The following is a 17,463-nucleotide window of genomic DNA, read 5'->3' as shown; positions in this document are numbered from 1 at the left end:
GCGGTCCCGGATGTCCGGCGGGCCGCCGTGCGGGCGGGGCGCGGTACGGTTCACGCCGGCGCTGGGCGGGGGGCGGGACCCGGCGTGCGGTCGACAAGCCACCAGGCAGCACTGTTGGCGGCCAGCTTCCCCTCGTCGCCGGGCGTACTGGAGAGCACCGGTTCGCCGGGCACGGGCGCGGCGACGGGCGCGTCCCCGAAGTTGACGGCGCAGACGAAGCCGTCGCCGCGCGCGAAGACGATGCTGTCCGGCGGCCCGTCCAGCCAGCGCAGCTCGGGGCCACGCAACGGCAAGAGGCTGCAGCGCAGTTGCAGCGCGTCGCGGTAGACGTGCCAGGTCGAACGGCCGTCGCGCCGCCGGCTCTCCACCGAGTACCCGGCGAACCAGTCCGGCTGGGGCAGCCAGGTGCCCGCGCACTCCTCACCGGAGAATCCGAAGGGCGCCTGCGGCCCCGACCAGGGCAGCGGTACCCGGCATCCGTCACGGCCCCGGCGCGGGTCGCCGGTCGCCGTGGCGATCGGGTCGGTCAGGGCGTGCGGCGGCAGGTCGGTGACCTCGGGCAGCCCGAGCTCCTCCCCCTGGTAGAGGTACACGCTGCCCGGGAGGGCCAGCATCATCAGCGCGGCGGCGCGGGCCCTGGCCTCCCCGCGCTCCAGGTCGGGTACCTCGCCGAGACGCCGGCTGCGGCTGTAGCGGGTGACGCTGCGCTGCTGGTCGTGGTTGTTCAGCACCCACGTGACCGGGGCCCCCGTGGCGGCGATGTCCCGCAGGGCGGCCTCGATCCGCAGTCGGAAGGCGCCGGCGTCCCAGGGGGCGTGCAGCAGGTCGAAGTAGAACGCTTGATGGAGTTCGTCCGGACGCAGATAGAGGGCCTGGTCGGCGGGGGTCGGCACGGCGACCTCCCCGACCAGGACGCGTTCCCTGCCGTCCGAGGCGGTGTACGCGTCGCAGAGGGCGCGCCAGCGGCGCCACACCGCGTGGACCTCGGGCCGGTTCCACGCCAGGGGGTTCACCGCGTCCCTGGCTTCCTCGTCGGCGTCCGGTTCGGGCGAGTCCGGCAGTTCCGGGTGCTTGTACAGGCCGACCGCGACATCGATGCGGAAGCCGTCGACGCCCCGGTCGAGCCAGAAGCGCAGCACGTCGTCGAAGTGGTCCGCCACGTCGGGGTTGCGCCAGGCGAGGTCGGGCTGGTGGGGGGTGAAGAGGTGCAGGTACCACTGTCCTGGCCGTCCGTCGGGCTCCTGGATGCGTGTCCAGGCGGGTCCGCCGAACATGGCTCGCCAGTTGTTGGGCGGCAGTTCACCGCTCTCCCCCCGGCCGTGGGCGAAGTGGAAGCGGGCCCGGGCGGGGCTGCCCGGCTCGGACCCGAGGGCCTTCTGGAACCACGGGTGCTGCGTCGAGCAGTGGTTGGGCACGACGTCCAGGATGACCTTCAGGCCGAGGCGGTGCGCGTCGTCCACCAGCCGGCCGAACTCGTCGAGGTCGCCGAAGAGCGGGTCGATCGCGCAGTAGTCGGCGACGTCGTAGCCGTGGTCGTACTGCGGGGAGGGGAAGCAAGGGCTGAGCCACAGGCCGTCGACACCTAATGCCGCCAGATAGGGCAGGCCACTCCGGGCGCCGCGCAGATCACCCACGCCGTCACCGTTCCCGTCGCGGAAACTGCGCAGGTAGACCTGATACATCACGGCGTCGCGCCACCACGGCACAGGGGGAATCGCCATCGGACGGTGACCTTTCGGGCGGTCGGCCTACGCCGACAGGCATCGGGCCCCAAGGGCATGGGGGCTCTGGTGGGCGGGTCGGTGACAGCCGCACCCGAACGGGGAGGCAGGGGTGGACGGCTGAGCGATGACTGCTGGTCAATTCACGGCTATTGCGGTCATATGAACGTTCAAATCTGCGGTGGCGCAAACAAAAGCATCGGGCCGTTCGGCTGTCAACCCATCGCGCAGGGATCCGTTCAGAAGGCGGGAACCGGTCGGCGGCGGCGGGCAGCACCTACGACTCCCGCTCGTTCGAGGCGCCCGTCCTGACGGGTCACCACGGCTCCGTTGACTCGCCGACACGGGTGTGTCACGGTTGACACACCATGTTTGAACGATCAAAAACGGCGCGTGCCCTCCCCGGGTCCCCACCGTGACCCGCCGTCGGCAGTCCACCGAAGGGCTCACCATCACGGAGGTCGCCCGGGTCGCCCAGGTGTCCCGCCAGACGGTCTCGAACGCCCTGAACGCCCCCGAGCGGGTCCGCGAGGAGACCCTGCAGAGGGTCCTGGCCGTGATCGACGAGCTGGGATACCGGCCGAACCGGATGGCCCGGTCGCTGCGCACCCACCACACCCGCCAGATCGGTTACCGCCTCGACCCCGACCGGTCGGACACCGCGAGCGTCCTGCAGGACCGCTTTCTGCACGCCCTCACCCGCGCGGCCGAGGCCGACGGCTACCTCCTGCTGCTGCTCAGCGCCGGACGCACCAGCGACGAGCTCAGCCGCTACGGCGACATGCTGAACACCGGCAGCGTGGACGCCTTCGTCCTGTCAGGCATCGACCCGGGGGACCCCCGGCCCGGCTGGCTCTCCGAGCGCGGCGCGGTCTTCGTCTGCTTCGGCACCCCCGACGACGCCCTCCCCGACCTGCTCACGGTGGACGTCGACGGGGCCCGGGGCACCGAGATGGCCGTGGACCACCTCGTCGCTCGGGGCCACCGCGACATCGCCTTCCTCGGCTGGCCGGGCACCTCCGGCCCGAGCCAGGCCCGCATGCACGGATGGCGGCGCGCCATGCGCTGGCACGGCCTGGAACCCACCCACTGCGCACAGGCACCGGAAACCGTCTCCGACGGCACCCGGGCGGCCCTCGCACTGCTCGACCGGACGCCGAGGCCGACGGCGGTGGTGGCGGCCAGCGACACCTTCGGGATGGGCTGCTACGCCGCCGCCCGCCGGCTGGGACTGGAGATCGGACGCGACCTGGCGGTGACCGGCTTCGACGATTCCCCCACCGCCGCCGTGGTCGCACCGGGGCTGACCAGCGTCCACCAGCCGCTCGAAGAGGTGGCGCGGGCGGTCATGGGACTCCTCGTCGAGCGGTTGGCGGGACGGACGCCCGCCGAACCCCGGGTGTTGCTGCAGCCGTCGCTCATCGTCCGCGACAGCACCTGAGCCCTGGTCGGCACCAACGTCACCACCGTGACCGTGGGGCGAGGCGCCGTCGGTGAGGGGCGGTCGCCCCCCACCGACGTCCGTCGACCGGTCGCACCTCACCGTGCCGTCGGAGCGCACACTCGTCCGAACGCGGCCGAGGGGCCGGGGTGAAGGAGCCGGACGGTCCACGCGGTGGCAGCCGATCACCGCGGCCCCGGACGCGCGGACCGTCCGCCCTGCCGGCACATCCTTCTCAGGCGACCAGCGCCTGCCAGGTCATGGGACCGGCGATGCCGTCCACGGTGAGGCCGTGGGCGGACTGGAACGAGCGGAGCGCACTGTCGGTGGCCGGGCCGAAGGAACCGTCCACGGTCAGGGACGCCCCGTGGGCGTTGAGTTGCCGCTGCAGCGCCGTGACGGCGGAGCCGGAGTCGCCCTGGCGGACGGTGACGACCAGCGCCTGCCAGGTGTTGGGCCCGACGACACCGTCCACGCTGAGGCCCTGGGCGGACTGGAACGAGCGGACGGCGTTGTAGGTGGCGGTGCCGAAGGAACCGTCCACGGTCAGCGACGCGCCGTGCGCGTTGAGCAGGTACTGCACCGTCCGCACCCGCTCGCCGGTCTGCCCCTGCTGCACGGTCGGCCAGTTCGCGGCCGGGGGCGGCGTGCCGCCGGTGCCGCGGGCGAACGCCTGGAGGTCGGAGTAGGTGCCGTTGAAGACGTCCTGGTCCCCGGGGAAGGTCCCGGAGTCGGAGTACTGCCAGATGGTCTGGGCCGACCAGCCGGCGGGCAGGGTGCCGGGGCTGCTGGAGTAACGGGCCAGCCACAACGGGTTGGTGGCGCCGAAGCTGCCGTCGTTGCCGGTGCAGGCGCTCCACCAGTTGGTGGTGGTGTAGATCGTGGGGTACCGGCCGGTCCGGGAGTGCACCCGGTCGCTGAACGCCCGGATCCAGGACACCATCGCGCTCTGGCTGAGCCCGTAGCAGGTGGCGCCGTAGGGGTTGTACTCGATGTCGAGGGCGGGCGGCAGGGTCATGCCGTCCGCGCTCCAGCTGCCGCCGTGGTCCACGAACCAGTCGGCCTGGACGCTGCCGCCGGAGTTCCCGGGGAGGGCGAAGTGGTAGGCGCCGCGGATCAGTCCGGCGTTGTACGAGCCGCTGTACTGCCCGCTGAAGTACGGGTTGGTGTAGGTGGTGCCCTCGGTGGCCTTCACATAGGCGAAGGCGGCGCCGTTGTTCTTCACCGCGGTCCAGTCCACGGTGGTCTGGTGGCCGCTCACGTCGAGCCCCTGGGGCGCGGCGGCCAGGGTGGACGCGGCGGCGAGGGTGGACGCGGCGCTCCCGGTGCCGCCTTCGTGCTTCCGCACCCCGGAGCCTGCGTGGTCGGCGTCGGGGTGGGTCGCCACCACCGGTTTCGGGCGGGCGGCCGGTGCGGCGGAGGAGGCGGACGGGAGGGCCAGGACCAGGGAGAGGGCGGCGGCCAGCAGCCCGGTCGCCGCTGCGAGGGGACGGCGGACGCGGCCCGGATGTCTCTGCGGGGCGTGGCCGGTCTGGGGGTCATGGGGCATGGGGAGTCCTCACGGGCAGGGTGGCTTGGCGAGGTCATGACACCCAGGGAGGCTACGCGCATAGACCCGTCCGGCGGAAGAGGAGCGAGAGTCGTGAGCGCGCCCGGGGGCTTCAAAACCCCTACGCGTACCGGGGGTTGAGACGGGTAGGCCCGCATGTTCAGCGGCCGTGTATCCGCCGTGGCCGTCGGTCGGCTGTCACCCTGTGTCGGTGCTCTGCGGCATGATGACCGGCGTGAACACCGAGAGGCTCAGCGGACCCGGCGTGAGTTCCGCGCTTCATCGCTGGTGGTCGCCAGGGGCGTATCGGCTGCGTGTTCCTCCGGCTTCGGTGACCGGGCGGGTGGCCGTCTTGTCGTGGTAGCCGAGCGCGGTGGACACGATGGACTGGGACTCCAGCATCGGCTGCGCTGTTCTCACGGCTTGTGCGCGGTGGTGAGGAAGTCCAGGACGAGGGGGCTGGCGTGGGTGCGGCACTCCTCGAAGTAGGCGTGCCGGCCGTTGGGGACCAGGTGCAGTCGGGCGTCGGGGATGCGGTCGGCGAGCAGGGGTGCGTTGGCGGTGGGGTTGAGCAGGTCGTCGCTTCCGTGGACGACCAGGGTGGGGGCGCTGATGTCCGGCAGGAGGTTCCAGGCGTTGTGCCGGTTGCTGGCCGCGAGGTGGTGGCGCCGGGCGTGGGCAGGCATGCCCGGGTCGCCCAGGGTGTGGTGCGGGCCGGGATGGGAGGCGAGCCATCGAGGGCTGTACATCAGCTCCAGCAGGGCCTGTCGCGCGGCTCCAGGCTGAGGTTGCGCCAGGGCTCGGCGGACGTCGTTGCCGCGTTCGACGCTGTGCGGGCCGCCGGGTGCGGTGCAGCCGAGAACCAGGGCGCCCACCCGGTGGGGGTGACGGGCCGCGATCTGCTGGGCCACTCGTCCGCCCATGGACGTGCCGTAGACGTCGGCCCGGTCGATGCCGAGTTCGTCGAGGACGGCGATGACGTCCTGGGCGAACAGTTCGGTGCTGTAGGGGGTGTCGGGCTTGTCGCTGTCGCCGGTGCCGCGGTAGTCGAGCGTGAGGGTGCTGCGAGCGGGATGGAAGTCGGCACGAACCGCATCCCACCAGTGGTGGTTGTTGGCCTGGCCCGCCAGCAGGACCAGCGGCGCCCCCTGGCCCTGGAGCTGGTAGGCGATGCGGGTTCCGTCCGGTGTCATGGCGTATGTCATCGGCTTCCTCGCTCCCGTGCCGTCGGGCAGAGTACCCGCGTGGCCCCGGGCCCGAGCGGGCGGCGATGCCGGGGCGATCGTTTCGGTGTGCTTCGCCGCCACCGGTCATACAAGGCAACCTCATGGCCCCCAGTGCACGAGGCGGCAGATGCCTCGGGCGGTCGGGCGCCGGCAGAGGTACCGGCCCGGCCCTCGGACACCCGCTGCCATCGCGGCCCCAGCCTCAGCAGGACGACGCCGGTGGTCACGCTGACTCCCCGCAGGACGGTCGGCTGCGACACCAGGGCGTGCCAGAGCCGCACCCGTCTCGCCGGTGCGGCTCGAGGGGTGCCGTCAGCGCAGCTTCTGCGCGGCCTCGACGGCCCAGTAGGTCAGGATGGTGCGGGCGCCGGCCCGCTTGATGCCGGTCAGGGTCTCCATGATCGCGCGGTCGCGGTCGACCCACCCCTTCTCGGCGGCGGCCTCGATCATCGAGTACTCGCCGGAGATCTGGTACGCGGCGACCGGCACGTCCACGGCGTCGGCGACCCGGGCGAGGATGTCGAGGTAGGGCCCGGCCGGCTTGACCATCACCATGTCGGCGCCCTCCTCCAGGTCGAGGGCGAGCTCCCGCAGGGACTCCCGCCAGTTGGCAGGGTCCTGCTGGTAGGTCTTGCGGTCGCCCTTCAGGGACGAGGCGACGGCCTCCCGGAACGGCCCGTAGAAGGCCGAGGAGTACTTGGCGGTGTAGGCGAGGATCGCGACGTCCTCGCGCCCGATCTGGTCCAGCGCGTCCCGGATGACGCCGATCTGGCCGTCCATCATCCCGCTAGGCCCGACGACATGGGCGCCCGCGTCGGCCTGCACCTGCGCCATCTCCGCGTACCGTTCGAGCGTGGCGTCGTTGTCGACCCGCCCCTGCGCGTCGAGGACTCCGCAGTGCCCGTGGTCCGTGGTCTCGTCCAGGCAGAGGTCGGACATGACGAGCAGTTCGTCACCGACCTCGGCGCGCACGTCACGGATGGCGACCTGAAGGATCCCCTCCGGGTCGGTGCCCGGCGTCCCGGCGGCGTCCTTCTTCGAGTCCTCCGGCACACCGAAGAGCATGATCCCGGAGATCCCGGCCTCCACGGCCTCCAGCGCCGCCTTCTTCAGGCTGTCGCGGGTGTGCTGCACGACACCGGGCATGGCCGTGATCGGCACGGGCTCGCTGACGCCCTCCCGCACGAAGGCGGGGAGGATGAAGTCGGCCGGGTGCAGCCGTGTCTCGGCGACCATGCGGCGCATGACGGGGGTCGTGCGCAGCCGGCGGGGACGCGCACCGGGAAAGGATCCGTACTTCGTCATGCCCTCTACGCTACGCCCGCGCCGGGGGTCCTTTTACCGACGGTGCGTCGGCCCCGATCGCCCCGGCGTGGGGGTTGGGGCGACCGGCACCACGAGGTCGGAGACAATGCCGTGGACCTAGGCCTTGTCGCGAAAGCGACTGCTGAGGTCGCGATCGCTACGGGGCCGGGCGAGCTGCCGACTGCGCTCCTGCCGCCCTGAGGATTTCGGAGATGTCGGGGCGGGGGCCATCGTCCGCCCAGTCCAGTGGCGACCAGCCTGTGCCTTGGTCTTCGCGGAGGTTGGGATCGGCGCCGTGCGCCAACAGTTCGCGGACCGTTGCGGCGTGTCCCCAGCAAGCAGCCGCGCACAGCGGTGTGCCCTCCGAGCCGGGGCCACTGCTTTCAGTGTCAGGGGAAGCCCCGGCCTCCAGGAGCAAGCGGGCCACTTCGGCCTCTCCCTGCACCGACGCCAGGTACAGAGGAGTGGTGCCGTCAGAGTTCCTTCTCTCCGGACTTGCTCCACTGCGCAGCAGGGTCTTCGCGCCCCTGGCGTCACCTGACAGGATCGCCCCGAAAAGGCGGTGGGAGAGCTTCTTCTGCTGCCGCTGCTTCACAGCCGGTGAGGCTAGCGGTCATGGGTACACCAGAGCCATCCATATCTTTCGTCGATCATTGCGACCAGCACGCTGGGTCACGCCGTTCCGGGCTTCGGCCGGGCGTTCACCGGCAGCGGACCAGATCGATCTCCGCCCATACGCTCTTGCCCGGCACCGGCCCGCACCGCACGCCCCAGCGGTTCGCCAACTCCTCGACCAGCAAGAGCCCGTAGCCGGACGCGGCCGGCGGGCCACCGGCGGCACGGGTGCGGGTGGGCAGCCGGTCGCCCTGGGCGTCGGCGACTTCGATGCGCAGCACCGCGGACGCGGTGACGACGAGGGTCAGGCGGAAGCTCCGCCCGGGGAACCGGCCGTGCACGGCGGCGTTGGCCGCGAGCTCGGCAACGACGAGCCGGGCGGGGTCTAGGGGCAGCTCCCACGAGCGCAGTTGCTCCGTCGCCAGGAGCCGGGCCAGACGGGCGCCGCGGCGCGTGGCGGAGAGCGGCACGGAGAACTGGCGCGGCGGTGCGCCGGAGGCGGGTGCGGTGGTGGAACTGCCGGTTCGGGTGATTCGGTCCTTCACGTCACACAGCGTGGTCGTACGTACATAGCCTGTGAAGGCCGGGTGCCCGTGCGGACGGCGGATGTCCAGGTGCGATCCGGCCTTTGTCCGGCCTGTCCGGGGTGACCGGAACCGGGCGGCCGACGTTGGACACGGGCGGCGTGATGGAGGGCGGTGGCGTACGTGGGCGCCTGGGACGCGGGGCTGGAGGACGACGAGGCCGGGGCGGTGATGAGGACCGTCGCACGGCAGTTGAAGCTGTGGCGGGAGGCCGTGGGCATGACCCAGGCGGAGTTCGGGGCGGCCATCGGGTACGGGGAGGAACTGGTCTCCTCCGTGGAGCGGGGGCGCCGGATCCCCCGGCCCGAGTACCTGGACGCGGCGGATGAGGTCCTGGGGGCCGAAGGCAAGATCGCGGCGATGAAGGGGGACGTGGCGGAGGCACGGTACCCGAAGAAGGTGCGGGACCTGAAGAAGCTGGAGGCGGAGGCGGTAGAGCTGTGTGCCTACAACAACTCCGTCATCCATGGGTTGTTGCAGACGGAGGAGTACGCGCGGGCGGTGTACGCCGGTAGTCGGCCGCCCTTCCTGGAGGATCAGTTGGAACAGCGCGTGGCCGCCCGCATGTCCCGTCAGGACATCGTGAGCGAGTCGACCGGGCGTCCTCTCTTCAGCTTTGTCCAATGCGAGTCCACGCTGCGCCGTCCCATCGGGGGCAAGATGGTGATGCGAGCACAACTCAAACGACTGTTGGAGGTGGGCCGGTTCCGCAATGTGGACCTGCAAGTCCTCCCGCTGAATCGTGAGGAGAACTCCGGCCTCGGCGGCCCGTTCAGGCTGCTCAGGCTCAGAGACGGAACCTCGGTGGGACATACGGAGGTCCAGGAAATCAGTCGTGTGATCGCCGACCCGAAACACGTACAGGTGCTGGACATGCGCTATGGGACTATCCGGGCACAGGCTCTCACCCCACGAGAGTCGATGGCCTTCATCGAGAAAGTGCTGGGAGAGACATGACACTCAGGCCCTTCGACGGAGCCGACTCCGACTCGGAGTGGATAAAGAGCAGCTACAGCACTGCTGAGGGACCCGACTGCGTCGAGGTGGCAGCCGCCCCCGACCGCATCCTCGTCCGCGACTCCAAGAACCCCCACGGCCCCCGCCTCGCCCTCACCCCCACCGCCTGGGCCGACTTCCTGCCCCACGCGTCGAAACGCTGACGCCGCGAACGTCAAGTGGAGGGTTTGGACCGGCTCGAACGGCCCTCACCAGGGACGCCGCGCCGGGCGTCGGCCCAAAACCCTCCACTTGCGAAGGAGCACACCCGTGGCGGAGCGATCCGCGACCGGCGCCGCGCACCGCGCGCCACGGACATGCCTCAGGGGTGCCCCGTGCCCGGGAACACCCCTGAGACCCTGAGACCTGCTGTCCGGCCCTCCGTACGGCTCAGGTCGTGGACCGGCGCCTCCGCGCCCCCGGTCGCCGCTCGCTCGGCCGGGTCACCGGGTCGCCGGCGTCCAGGGCGGCCGCGCGGCGCCGCAGGCCGAAGTCCGCCAGGGCCTCCGCCAGCTTGTGGACCGACGGCTCCGGGGCCATGACGTCCACTCGCAGGCCGTGCTCCTCCGCGGTCTTCGCCGTGGCCGGGCCGATGCACGCGATCACCGTCACGTTGTGCGGCTTGCCCGCGATGCCGACCAGGTTGCGGACCGTGGACGACGACGTGAACAGCACCGCGTCGAAGCCGCCGCCCTTGATCGCCTCGCGGGTCTCGGCCGGCGGCGGCGAGGCACGGACGGTGCGGTACGCCGTGACGTCGTCGACCTCCCAGCCCAGCTCGATGAGGCCGGCCACCAGGGTCTCCGTGGCGATGTCGGCGCGCGGCAGGAAGACACGGTCGATCGGGTCGAACACCGGGTCGTACGGCGGCCAGTCGTCCAGCAGGCCGGCGGCGGACTGCTCCCCGGACGGCATCAGGTCCGGCTTCACGCCGAAGGCCACCAGCGCCTTCGCCGTCTGCTCGCCCACCGCGGCCACCTTGATGCCCGCGAAGGCGCGCGCGTCGAGCCCGTACTCCTCGAACTTCTCCCGGACCGCCCGCACCGCGTTGACCGACGTGAACGCGATCCACTCGTAGCGGCCCGTCACCAGGCCCTTGACGGCACGTTCCATCTGCTGGGGCGTGCGCGGCGGTTCGACGGCGATCGTCGGCACCTCGTGCGGCACGGCCCCGTACGAGCGCAGCTGGTCGGAGAGCGACGCGGCCTGCTCCTTCGTCCGCGGGACGAGGACCTTCCAGCCGAACAGCGGCTTGTTCTCGAACCACGACAGCTGGTCGCGCCGGGCGGGGGCGGACCGCTCGCCGACCACGGCTATCACCGGCCGGCCGCCCTCGGGCGAGGGCAGCACCTTCGCCTGCTTCAGGGTCTGCGCGATCGAGCCGAGCGTCGCCGTCCAGGTGCGCTGCCGCGTCGTCGTCCCGGCGACGGTCACCGTCATCGGGGTGTCCGGCTTGCGGCCCGCGGCCACCAGCTCCCCGGCGGCCGCCGCCACCGAGTCGAGGGTCGTGGAGACCACGACCGTGCCGTCGGAGGCGCCGACCTCGGTCCAGCAGCGGTCCGAGGCGGTCCGCGCGTCCACGAACCGTACGTCCGCGCCCTGCGCGTCCCGCAGCGGCACACCCGCGTACGCGGGCACACCCACGGCGGCCGCGACGCCCGGCACCACCTCGAACGGAACGCCCCCGGCGACGCACGCCAGCATCTCCTCCGCCGCGTACGCGTCCAGGCCCGGGTCGCCGGACACCGCACGGACGACCCGCTTGCCGCCGCGGGCGGCCTCCATGACAAGATGTGCTGCATCCCTCATTGCGGGGACACCAGCGGTTGTTGACGCGACGTCAACAACCGTCAGCTGAGGTGTGCCCGTGCCCGGAAACGTACCCGTGGAAGGGTCCGGGTCCGTGCGCACGAAGGCGACACCCGCTCTGGCGTGCGTGCGCACCACGTCGAGCACCTCGTGCTCGCCGACGAGCACATCCGCGTGCGCCAGCGCCTCCACGGCGCGCAGTGTGAGCAGCCCCGGATCCCCGGGTCCGGCACCGAGGAAGGTGACGTGCCCGTGTTCAAGGCCGACGGGAAGGGTGGTGGGGCTCACTGTGCTCGCTCCCCCATCAGACCGGCCGCGCCCTTGGCGAGCATCTCGGCGGCGAGTTCGCGACCGAGCGCCATTGCCTGGTCGTGCGTCTCGGGCACGGGACCGGTGGTGGACAGCTGCACCAGCGTCCGGCCGTCGGGCGTGCCGACGACGCCGCGCAGGCGCATTTCTTTGACAATCTGCCTGTCGGCCTGGAGAAGGTCGGCCAGCGCGCCCACGGGGGCACTGCAACCGGCCTCCAGGGCGGCGAGCAGGGACCGCTCGGCGGTCACGGCGACCCGTGTGAACGGGTCGTCGAGCCCGGCGAGCGCCGCGACAAGCTCGGCATCCTGGGCGGTGTTCCCCGCCCTGCACTCGATCGCGAGGGCCCCCTGGCCGGGGGCCGGCAGAACCGTGTCGACCGACAGGAAGTCGGTCACCTCGTCGATCCGCCCGATGCGGTTCAGCCCGGCCGCGGCGAGGACCACCGCGTCCAGTTCGCCGCTGCGGACGTACCCGATGCGGCTGTCGACGTTGCCGCGGATCGGGACCGTCTCGATGTCGAGGCCGTGGCCGCGCGCGTACGCGTTCAACTGCGCCATGCGGCGCGGCGACCCGGTGCCGACGCGGGCGCCGCGGGGCAGGTCGGTGAACTTCAGGGCGTCCCGCGCGACGATCACGTCCCGCGGGTCCTCGCGCACCGGCACCGCGGCCAGCGCGAGCTCCGCCGGCTGCGCGGTGGGCAGGTCCTTGAGGGAGTGCACCGCGAAGTCCACCTCGCCCCGCAGCAGCGCGTCGCGCAGGGCCGTCACGAACACACCGGTGCCGCCGATCCGCGCCAGGTGCTCGCGGGACGTGTCGCCGTAGGTGGTGATCTCCACGAGCTCCACGGGCCGTCCGGTCAGCCGGCTCACGGCGTCCGCGACCTGCCCGGACTGGGCCATGGCCAGCTTGCTGCGCCTGGTCCCCAGCCTCAGTGCCTGCTCACTCATGCTCGCCCTCGGTTCTCGGCGTTCTCGGTGTACTCGGTGTACTCGACGTACTCGACGTACTCGGTGTACTCGGTGTACTCGATGTACTCGGTGTTCTCGGCGCGCTTGGTGCCGTCGGCCCGGGAGACGGAGGCGACCGTCTCGGGGTCGAGGTCGAACAGGGTGCGCAGGGCGTCCGCGTACCCGGCGCCGCCGGGTTCGGCCGCCAGTTGCTTGACCCGTACGGTCGGCGCGTGCAGCAGCTTGTCGACGACGCGCCGCACGGTCTGTGTGATCTCGGCGCGGTGCTTGCGGTCGAGCCCGGGCAGCCGCCCCTCCAGACGGGCGATCTCGTTCGCCACCACGTCGGCGGCCATGGTGCGCAGCGCGACCACGGTCGGCGTGATGTGCGCGGCGCGCTGGGCGGCGCCGAAGGCGGCGACCTCGTCGGCGACGATCCGCCGCACCTGGTCGACGTCGGTGGCCATGGGAGCGTCCGCGGACGCCTCGGCGAGCGACTCGATGTCGACGAGCCGCACCCCGAGCAGCCGGTGCACGGCGGCCTCGATGTCCCGCGGCATCGCGAGGTCGAGGAGCGACAGGACGGGCGCGGGGCGGGGGATCTCCACGACCTGCTCGGGGCGGCGGCGCTCCGGGATGCGGCCGCTCGTGGCGACGGTCGCGACGAGCGCGCCGATGACCTCGGCCTCGGCCTCCGGGTCGAGCACGGCGGCACCGGCACCGGCGGCGGCCGCGCGGCCGCCGCGCTCCTCCACGGCGCCCTTGTCCACCCACACCGCGTGCTGCTCCAGTTCGGCGGCCGCCATGCCGGCGACTGCCGCCTCGCCCAGCACCGAGAAGCCGGCCGTGCCCTGCACGGCGGACAGGTCGAGCGGACAGCCGTCCTCGCCGCCCGGGCCGGCCGGCGCGGACTGGTCCCGTACGGGGGACGCGCCGTCCGTACGGGCGGACCGGGCGGCCGGGGCCGCGGGCCGGGTCACGGGGGTGACCGCACCGCCCACGCGCCCCTCGACCGCCTCCGCGACCGCCCGGGCCGTGAGGACCAGGCCGGTGGCACCCGTGCAGGACACCGCGACGTCGGCACGTGTCAGCTCGTGCGGCACCGTCTCCATCGGTACCGCACGTGCCGGCACGTCCGTGTCGTCCGCCTCCATCAAAATCTGCGCGAGGCGCTCGGCGCGCTCGAGCGTGCGGTTGGCGATCACGACCTCGGCGACCCCGGCGCGCGCGAGGGTCGCGGCGGCCAGCGAGGACATGGAGCCGGCACCGATCACGAGGGCGCGCTTGCCCCTGGCCCAGTCCCCGACCGGCGCGCCGGAGGACAGCTGCTCCAGGCCGAAGGTGACCAGGGACTGCCCGGCCCGGTCGATGCCCGTCTCGGAGTGGGCCCGCTTGCCGACCCGCAGGGCCTGCTGGAACAGGTCGTTCAGCAGCCGTCCGGCGGTGTGCAGCTCCTGCGCGGTGGCCAGGGACTCCTTGATCTGGCCGAGGATCTGGCCCTCGCCGACGACCATCGAGTCCAGTCCGCAGGCCACCGAGAAGAGGTGGTGGACGGCCCGGTCCTCGTAGTGCACGTACAGGTGGGGGGTGAGCTCGTCGAGTCCCACGCCGCTGTGCTGGGCGAGCAGCGTGGACAGCTCGGCGACGCCCGCGTGGAACTTGTCCACGTCGGCGTACAGCTCGATGCGGTTGCAGGTGGCGAGCACCGCGGCCTCGGTGGCCGGCTCGGCGGCGACCGTGTCGTGGAGGAGCTTGCCCTGGGCGTCCTCGCCCAGCGCGGCCCGCTCCAGGACGCTGACCGGGGCACTGCGGTGGCTCAGCCCGACGACGAGGAGACTCATGCCGGCATCACGGCGGGAACGTCCCCGTCGGGCCCCTGGTCGGAGGAGTCCTTGGCCACGGCGACGGCCGGCAGGCCCTCGGCCATGGCTTCCTCGCCCGCCTTGCGCTGCTCGTGGAAGGCGAGGATCTGCAGCTCGATGGAGAGGTCGACCTTGCGCACGTCGACGCCGTCCGGGACGGTCAGCACGGTCGGCGCGAAGTTCAGGATGGAGGTCACGCCCGCGGCCACGAGCCGCTCGCAGACCTGCTGGGCGGCGCCGGCGGGGGTGGCGATGACGCCGATGGACACGCCGTTGTCCTTGATGATCTTTTCCAGGTCCTCGGTGTGCTGGACCGGGATGCCCGCGACCGTCCTGCCGGTGAGCGCGGGGTCGGCGTCGATGAGCGCCGCGACCCGGAAGCCGCGGGAGGCGAACCCGCCGTAGTTGGCCAGCGCCGCGCCGAGGTTACCGATACCGACGATCACGACCGGCCAGTCCTGGGTCAGGCCCAGCTCGCGGGAGATCTGGTAGACGAGGTACTCGACGTCGTAGCCGACGCCCCGGGTCCCGTAGGAGCCGAGGTAGGAGAAGTCCTTCCGCAGCTTCGCGGAATTGACCCCGGCGGCCGCGGCCAGCTCCTCGGACGAGACCGTGGGGACCGAGCGCTCCGACAGCCCGGTCAGGGCTCGGAGGTACAGCGGAAGCCTGGCGACGGTGGCCTCGGGAATCCCTCGGCTGCGGGTCGCCGGTCGGTGAGTTCGGCCAGTTGCCACGGTGCTCCTGCGGGTAGAGCGGGGCTGCAGGCGGTCACACGTCCCCGGACCGCCCCGTCGAATGCAGGCTATGTCTTTGTGAACGCGTGCACAAAGATGGTGTCCGTTTTGCCCGGTCAACGTGACCGGGGTCACGCGTCCCCGGCGCGCCCGTGCGGAACCGGCGCCGGGCCACCATCGTTCGTCTTCTTTTGGGGGCAACACCGCGCCCTCCTCCCAACATCCATGCCCCCGTGACCAGTTGCCGTCGATCCTAGGCGACTTTCCGGACGACTTGGACTGGTCGGTCAGGTCTCGTTCCGGGCTCGTGCGGGACGCCTCCCTCCGGTGTGTTGCGTTCGCCACGCGGGCTCCCGGAAGGGCCCCTATGCGAGGGCTTTGCGCAAGCGCTCCTCGTTCACGCGCCAGAACGTGTGCTGCTCCCCGTCGACCAGCACCACCGGGATCTGCTCCCAGTACTGCCGGTGGAGTTCCTCGTCCTGGGTGATGTCCTTGTGCTCCCAGGGAACGCCGAGGTCGGCACAGACCTTCTCGATGACGACCTGCGCGTCGTCGCACAGATGGCACCCGGGCTTGCCGATCAGCGTGACAAGCCGGTCCTGGGGGTTCTTGCGTCGAAACATGGCACTCATGTCGGCCATTCTCGCCCCGGCGGGCAGGAGAGGGCGCCCGGGCGCCGTAACCCGGCGACCGCCGATGACGCCCGGGTGACACGCCGACGGCGCAACTCCTTTAACGACACGGTCGCGGAGAGTTCACGGTCTGCAAACCTCACGAGACCGGTGGCACCCGGTGGACTGGCTATGCTCACGTCATGGCCGCTCTAGGATGGCTCACCCCCCGTAGGCGCTCCGCCACGGCGCGGAGCGTGTTGGCAGGCGAGGCCGCGGCTGAGGCCGCCCGCAAGTCCTCCCAGGACGTCGCCTCCCAGAAGGTTTCCGACCGGGAACCGCAGTTCCCGGTCCTCGGCGACGACCGGGCCGCCGCGTTCTTCGACCTGGACAACACCGTCATGCAGGGCGCCGCGCTGTTCCACTTCGGCCGGGGCCTGTACAAGCGCAAGTTCTTCGAGACCCGGGACCTGGCGAAGTTCGCCTGGCAGCAGGCGTGGTTCCGGCTGGCCGGGGTCGAGGACCCCGAGCACATGCAGAACGCGCGGGACTCGGCGCTGTCGATCGTGAAGGGCCACCGTGTCGCCGAGCTGATGTCGATCGGCGAGGAGATCTACGACGAGTACATGGCCGAGCGGATCTGGCCGGGCACGCGGGCGCTGGCCCAGGCACACCTGGACGCCGGCCAGAAGGTGTGGCTGGTGACGGCCGCGCCGGTCGAGATCGCCACGGTGATCGCCCGCCGCCTGGGCCTGACCGGAGCCCTGGGGACGGTGGCGGAGTCGGTGGACGGCGTCTACACCGGCAGGCTCGTGGGCGAGCCGCTGCACGGCCCCGCGAAGGCGGAGGCGGTGCGCGCCCTGGCCACGGCGGAGGGCCTGGACCTGTCCCGGTGCGCCGCCTACAGCGACTCCCACAACGACATCCCGATGCTGTCGCTCGTGGGGCACCCGTACGCGATCAACCCGGACGCGAAGCTCCGCAAGCACGCCCGCGCCTGCGACTGGCGCCTGCGCGACTACCGCACGGCCCGCAAGGCGGCGAAGGTCGGGCTGCCGGCGGCGGCCGGGGTCGGCGCGGTGGCGGGCGGCACGGCAGCGGCGATCACCCTGTACCGCCGGCGCCGCTGACCGGCGCACGCCGCGGACCCGGCGCAGGCCGGCACACACCCGGGCCGGCACACACCCGGGCCGGCACACACCCGGGCCGGCACACACATAAGACGAACGCACTCGGGACGGGACCACGCGAGCCCGGGACGGGACGGCACGCCCCGAGGCGAGAGCACGCACACCCGAGGCGGGAGCACGCGAGCCCGAGGCGGGCGCCCGTGGCGCCGGGCCCGGACCGGACCAAACGTTGCCGGTTCGTGACCAAACCGCGTGCCGAGGACCGCGCCGACCCACCCGCACTCCCGTCACACAGCGTCACCGAGTGCGCTCCGGCCTGGAAGGCGGCACATTCCGCGCGTCCTACCCCTCCTCCTCCCCCACCACTCCCCTCATCCTCTCCCGGCCACAACACGCCCCGTTCTCAACCGCAAGACAGACTCGTTCGGTCAACAAGCGGTCACTAAGCGGCATTTGGGCGGGCGTCAATCGGTTACAGAAGCGACGTAATCGGTGATTTGAGCAACTGGGTGTAGCGCTGCCTGTACTAAGCGTTATTCTCCTCAGACGCATACCGGTACCCACCGTCGCCACGACGGGTGAATGGTTCCGCACTGCACGTGATGGAAGCTCTGCCTCTGG

16 protein-coding genes and 1 pseudogene are annotated in these 17,463 nt (G+C 71.8%); 4 read left to right on the top strand and 13 right to left on the bottom strand.

Annotation, left to right across the window (positions count from 1 at the left end):
• Window positions 1–50 precede the first annotated feature (50 nt).
• Window positions 51–1,721, bottom strand: a complete 1,671-nt coding sequence (locus ACFYMU_RS26745) for an alpha-amylase family glycosyl hydrolase (RefSeq protein WP_388378087.1) — start codon at window positions 1,719–1,721, stop codon at window positions 51–53.
• Window positions 1,722–2,136: 415 nt separating this feature from the next.
• Between ACFYMU_RS26745 and ACFYMU_RS26740 the strand changes: the two genes are divergently transcribed.
• Window positions 2,137–3,162 carry a LacI family DNA-binding transcriptional regulator gene (locus ACFYMU_RS26740; RefSeq protein WP_388378085.1) on the top strand — a complete coding sequence of 342 codons (1,026 nt, stop codon included), beginning with the start codon at window positions 2,137–2,139 and terminating at the stop codon, window positions 3,160–3,162.
• Between the two features lie 235 nt (window positions 3,163–3,397).
• Here ACFYMU_RS26740 and ACFYMU_RS26735 read toward each other — a convergent pair whose 3' ends face one another.
• The 7 genes and pseudogenes from ACFYMU_RS26735 to ACFYMU_RS26705 form a co-directional block, all read right to left on the bottom strand.
• Window positions 3,398–3,754 carry a peptidoglycan-binding protein gene (locus tag ACFYMU_RS26735; protein ID WP_388378402.1) on the bottom strand — a complete coding sequence of 119 codons (357 nt, stop codon included), beginning with the start codon at window positions 3,752–3,754 and terminating at the stop codon, window positions 3,398–3,400.
• Between the two features lie 66 nt (window positions 3,755–3,820).
• Window positions 3,821–4,711 (bottom strand): annotated as a pseudogene (locus ACFYMU_RS26730) (lysozyme); the annotation flags it as partial.
• Window positions 4,712–4,990: 279 nt separating this feature from the next.
• Window positions 4,991–5,131, bottom strand: a complete 141-nt coding sequence (locus tag ACFYMU_RS26725; protein ID WP_388378082.1) for a hypothetical protein — start codon at window positions 5,129–5,131, stop codon at window positions 4,991–4,993.
• Window positions 5,128–5,916, bottom strand: a complete 789-nt coding sequence (locus tag ACFYMU_RS26720) for an alpha/beta fold hydrolase (protein ID WP_388378079.1) — start codon at window positions 5,914–5,916, stop codon at window positions 5,128–5,130. The genes ACFYMU_RS26725 and ACFYMU_RS26720 overlap by 4 nt, the downstream gene beginning before the upstream one ends.
• A gap of 333 nt (window positions 5,917–6,249) precedes the next feature.
• Window positions 6,250–7,242, bottom strand: coding sequence for a porphobilinogen synthase (gene hemB / locus ACFYMU_RS26715; RefSeq protein WP_388378076.1), 993 nt, complete (start codon window positions 7,240–7,242; stop codon window positions 6,250–6,252).
• A gap of 157 nt (window positions 7,243–7,399) precedes the next feature.
• The gene (locus tag ACFYMU_RS26710) at window positions 7,400–7,837 is read right to left on the bottom strand and encodes an ankyrin repeat domain-containing protein (protein WP_388378074.1); all 438 of its coding nucleotides are present in this window, start codon (window positions 7,835–7,837) and stop codon (window positions 7,400–7,402) included.
• 106 nt (window positions 7,838–7,943) lie between these two features.
• Complete coding sequence (locus tag ACFYMU_RS26705; RefSeq protein ID WP_388378071.1) at window positions 7,944–8,402, bottom strand: ATP-binding protein; 459 nt, start codon at window positions 8,400–8,402, stop codon at window positions 7,944–7,946.
• A gap of 162 nt (window positions 8,403–8,564) precedes the next feature.
• Between ACFYMU_RS26705 and ACFYMU_RS26700 the strand changes: the two genes are divergently transcribed.
• Together ACFYMU_RS26700 and ACFYMU_RS26695 are read left to right on the top strand one after the other, a co-directional pair.
• Window positions 8,565–9,398, top strand: a complete 834-nt coding sequence (locus ACFYMU_RS26700) for a helix-turn-helix transcriptional regulator (protein ID WP_388378399.1) — start codon at window positions 8,565–8,567, stop codon at window positions 9,396–9,398.
• Complete coding sequence (locus ACFYMU_RS26695) at window positions 9,395–9,601, top strand: DUF397 domain-containing protein (RefSeq protein WP_388378068.1); 207 nt, start codon at window positions 9,395–9,397, stop codon at window positions 9,599–9,601. The genes ACFYMU_RS26700 and ACFYMU_RS26695 overlap by 4 nt, the downstream gene beginning before the upstream one ends.
• A 226-nt stretch (window positions 9,602–9,827) precedes the next feature.
• On the opposite strand, the gene ACFYMU_RS26690 is transcribed toward ACFYMU_RS26695, so the two are convergent.
• From ACFYMU_RS26690 to ACFYMU_RS26670, 5 genes are all read right to left on the bottom strand, one after another.
• On the bottom strand, window positions 9,828–11,534 hold the full coding sequence (locus ACFYMU_RS26690) for a uroporphyrinogen-III synthase (protein ID WP_388378066.1): 1,707 nt from the start codon (window positions 11,532–11,534) through the stop codon (window positions 9,828–9,830).
• The gene (hemC, locus tag ACFYMU_RS26685) at window positions 11,531–12,505 is read right to left on the bottom strand and encodes a hydroxymethylbilane synthase (RefSeq protein ID WP_388378063.1); all 975 of its coding nucleotides are present in this window, start codon (window positions 12,503–12,505) and stop codon (window positions 11,531–11,533) included. Before hemC ends, ACFYMU_RS26690 begins: the two co-directional genes overlap by 4 nt.
• A complete protein-coding gene (locus ACFYMU_RS26680; protein ID WP_388378060.1) occupies window positions 12,502–14,346 on the bottom strand; it encodes a glutamyl-tRNA reductase in 1,845 nt (614 codons plus the stop codon). Before ACFYMU_RS26680 ends, hemC begins: the two co-directional genes overlap by 4 nt.
• Window positions 14,343–15,101 carry a redox-sensing transcriptional repressor Rex gene (locus tag ACFYMU_RS26675; protein ID WP_388378057.1) on the bottom strand — a complete coding sequence of 253 codons (759 nt, stop codon included), beginning with the start codon at window positions 15,099–15,101 and terminating at the stop codon, window positions 14,343–14,345. The genes ACFYMU_RS26680 and ACFYMU_RS26675 overlap by 4 nt, the downstream gene beginning before the upstream one ends.
• Window positions 15,102–15,466: 365 nt before the next feature.
• Window positions 15,467–15,742 (bottom strand): glutaredoxin family protein, encoded by a 276-nt coding sequence (locus ACFYMU_RS26670; protein ID WP_388378054.1) that lies wholly within the window; start codon window positions 15,740–15,742, stop codon window positions 15,467–15,469.
• 173 nt (window positions 15,743–15,915) lie between these two features.
• On the opposite strand from ACFYMU_RS26670, the gene ACFYMU_RS26665 reads away from it, so the two are divergent.
• On the top strand, window positions 15,916–16,842 hold the full coding sequence (locus ACFYMU_RS26665; RefSeq protein WP_388378051.1) for an HAD family hydrolase: 927 nt from the start codon (window positions 15,916–15,918) through the stop codon (window positions 16,840–16,842).
• Window positions 16,843–17,463 lie beyond the last annotated feature (621 nt).

The sequence above is a fragment of the Streptomyces sp. NPDC007264 genome (assembly GCF_042869095.1).
Classification (GTDB): domain Bacteria; phylum Actinomycetota; class Actinomycetes; order Streptomycetales; family Streptomycetaceae; genus Streptomyces.
Note: the sequence above shows the minus strand (reverse complement) of the source record. Positions and strands in the feature narration are given on the sequence as shown.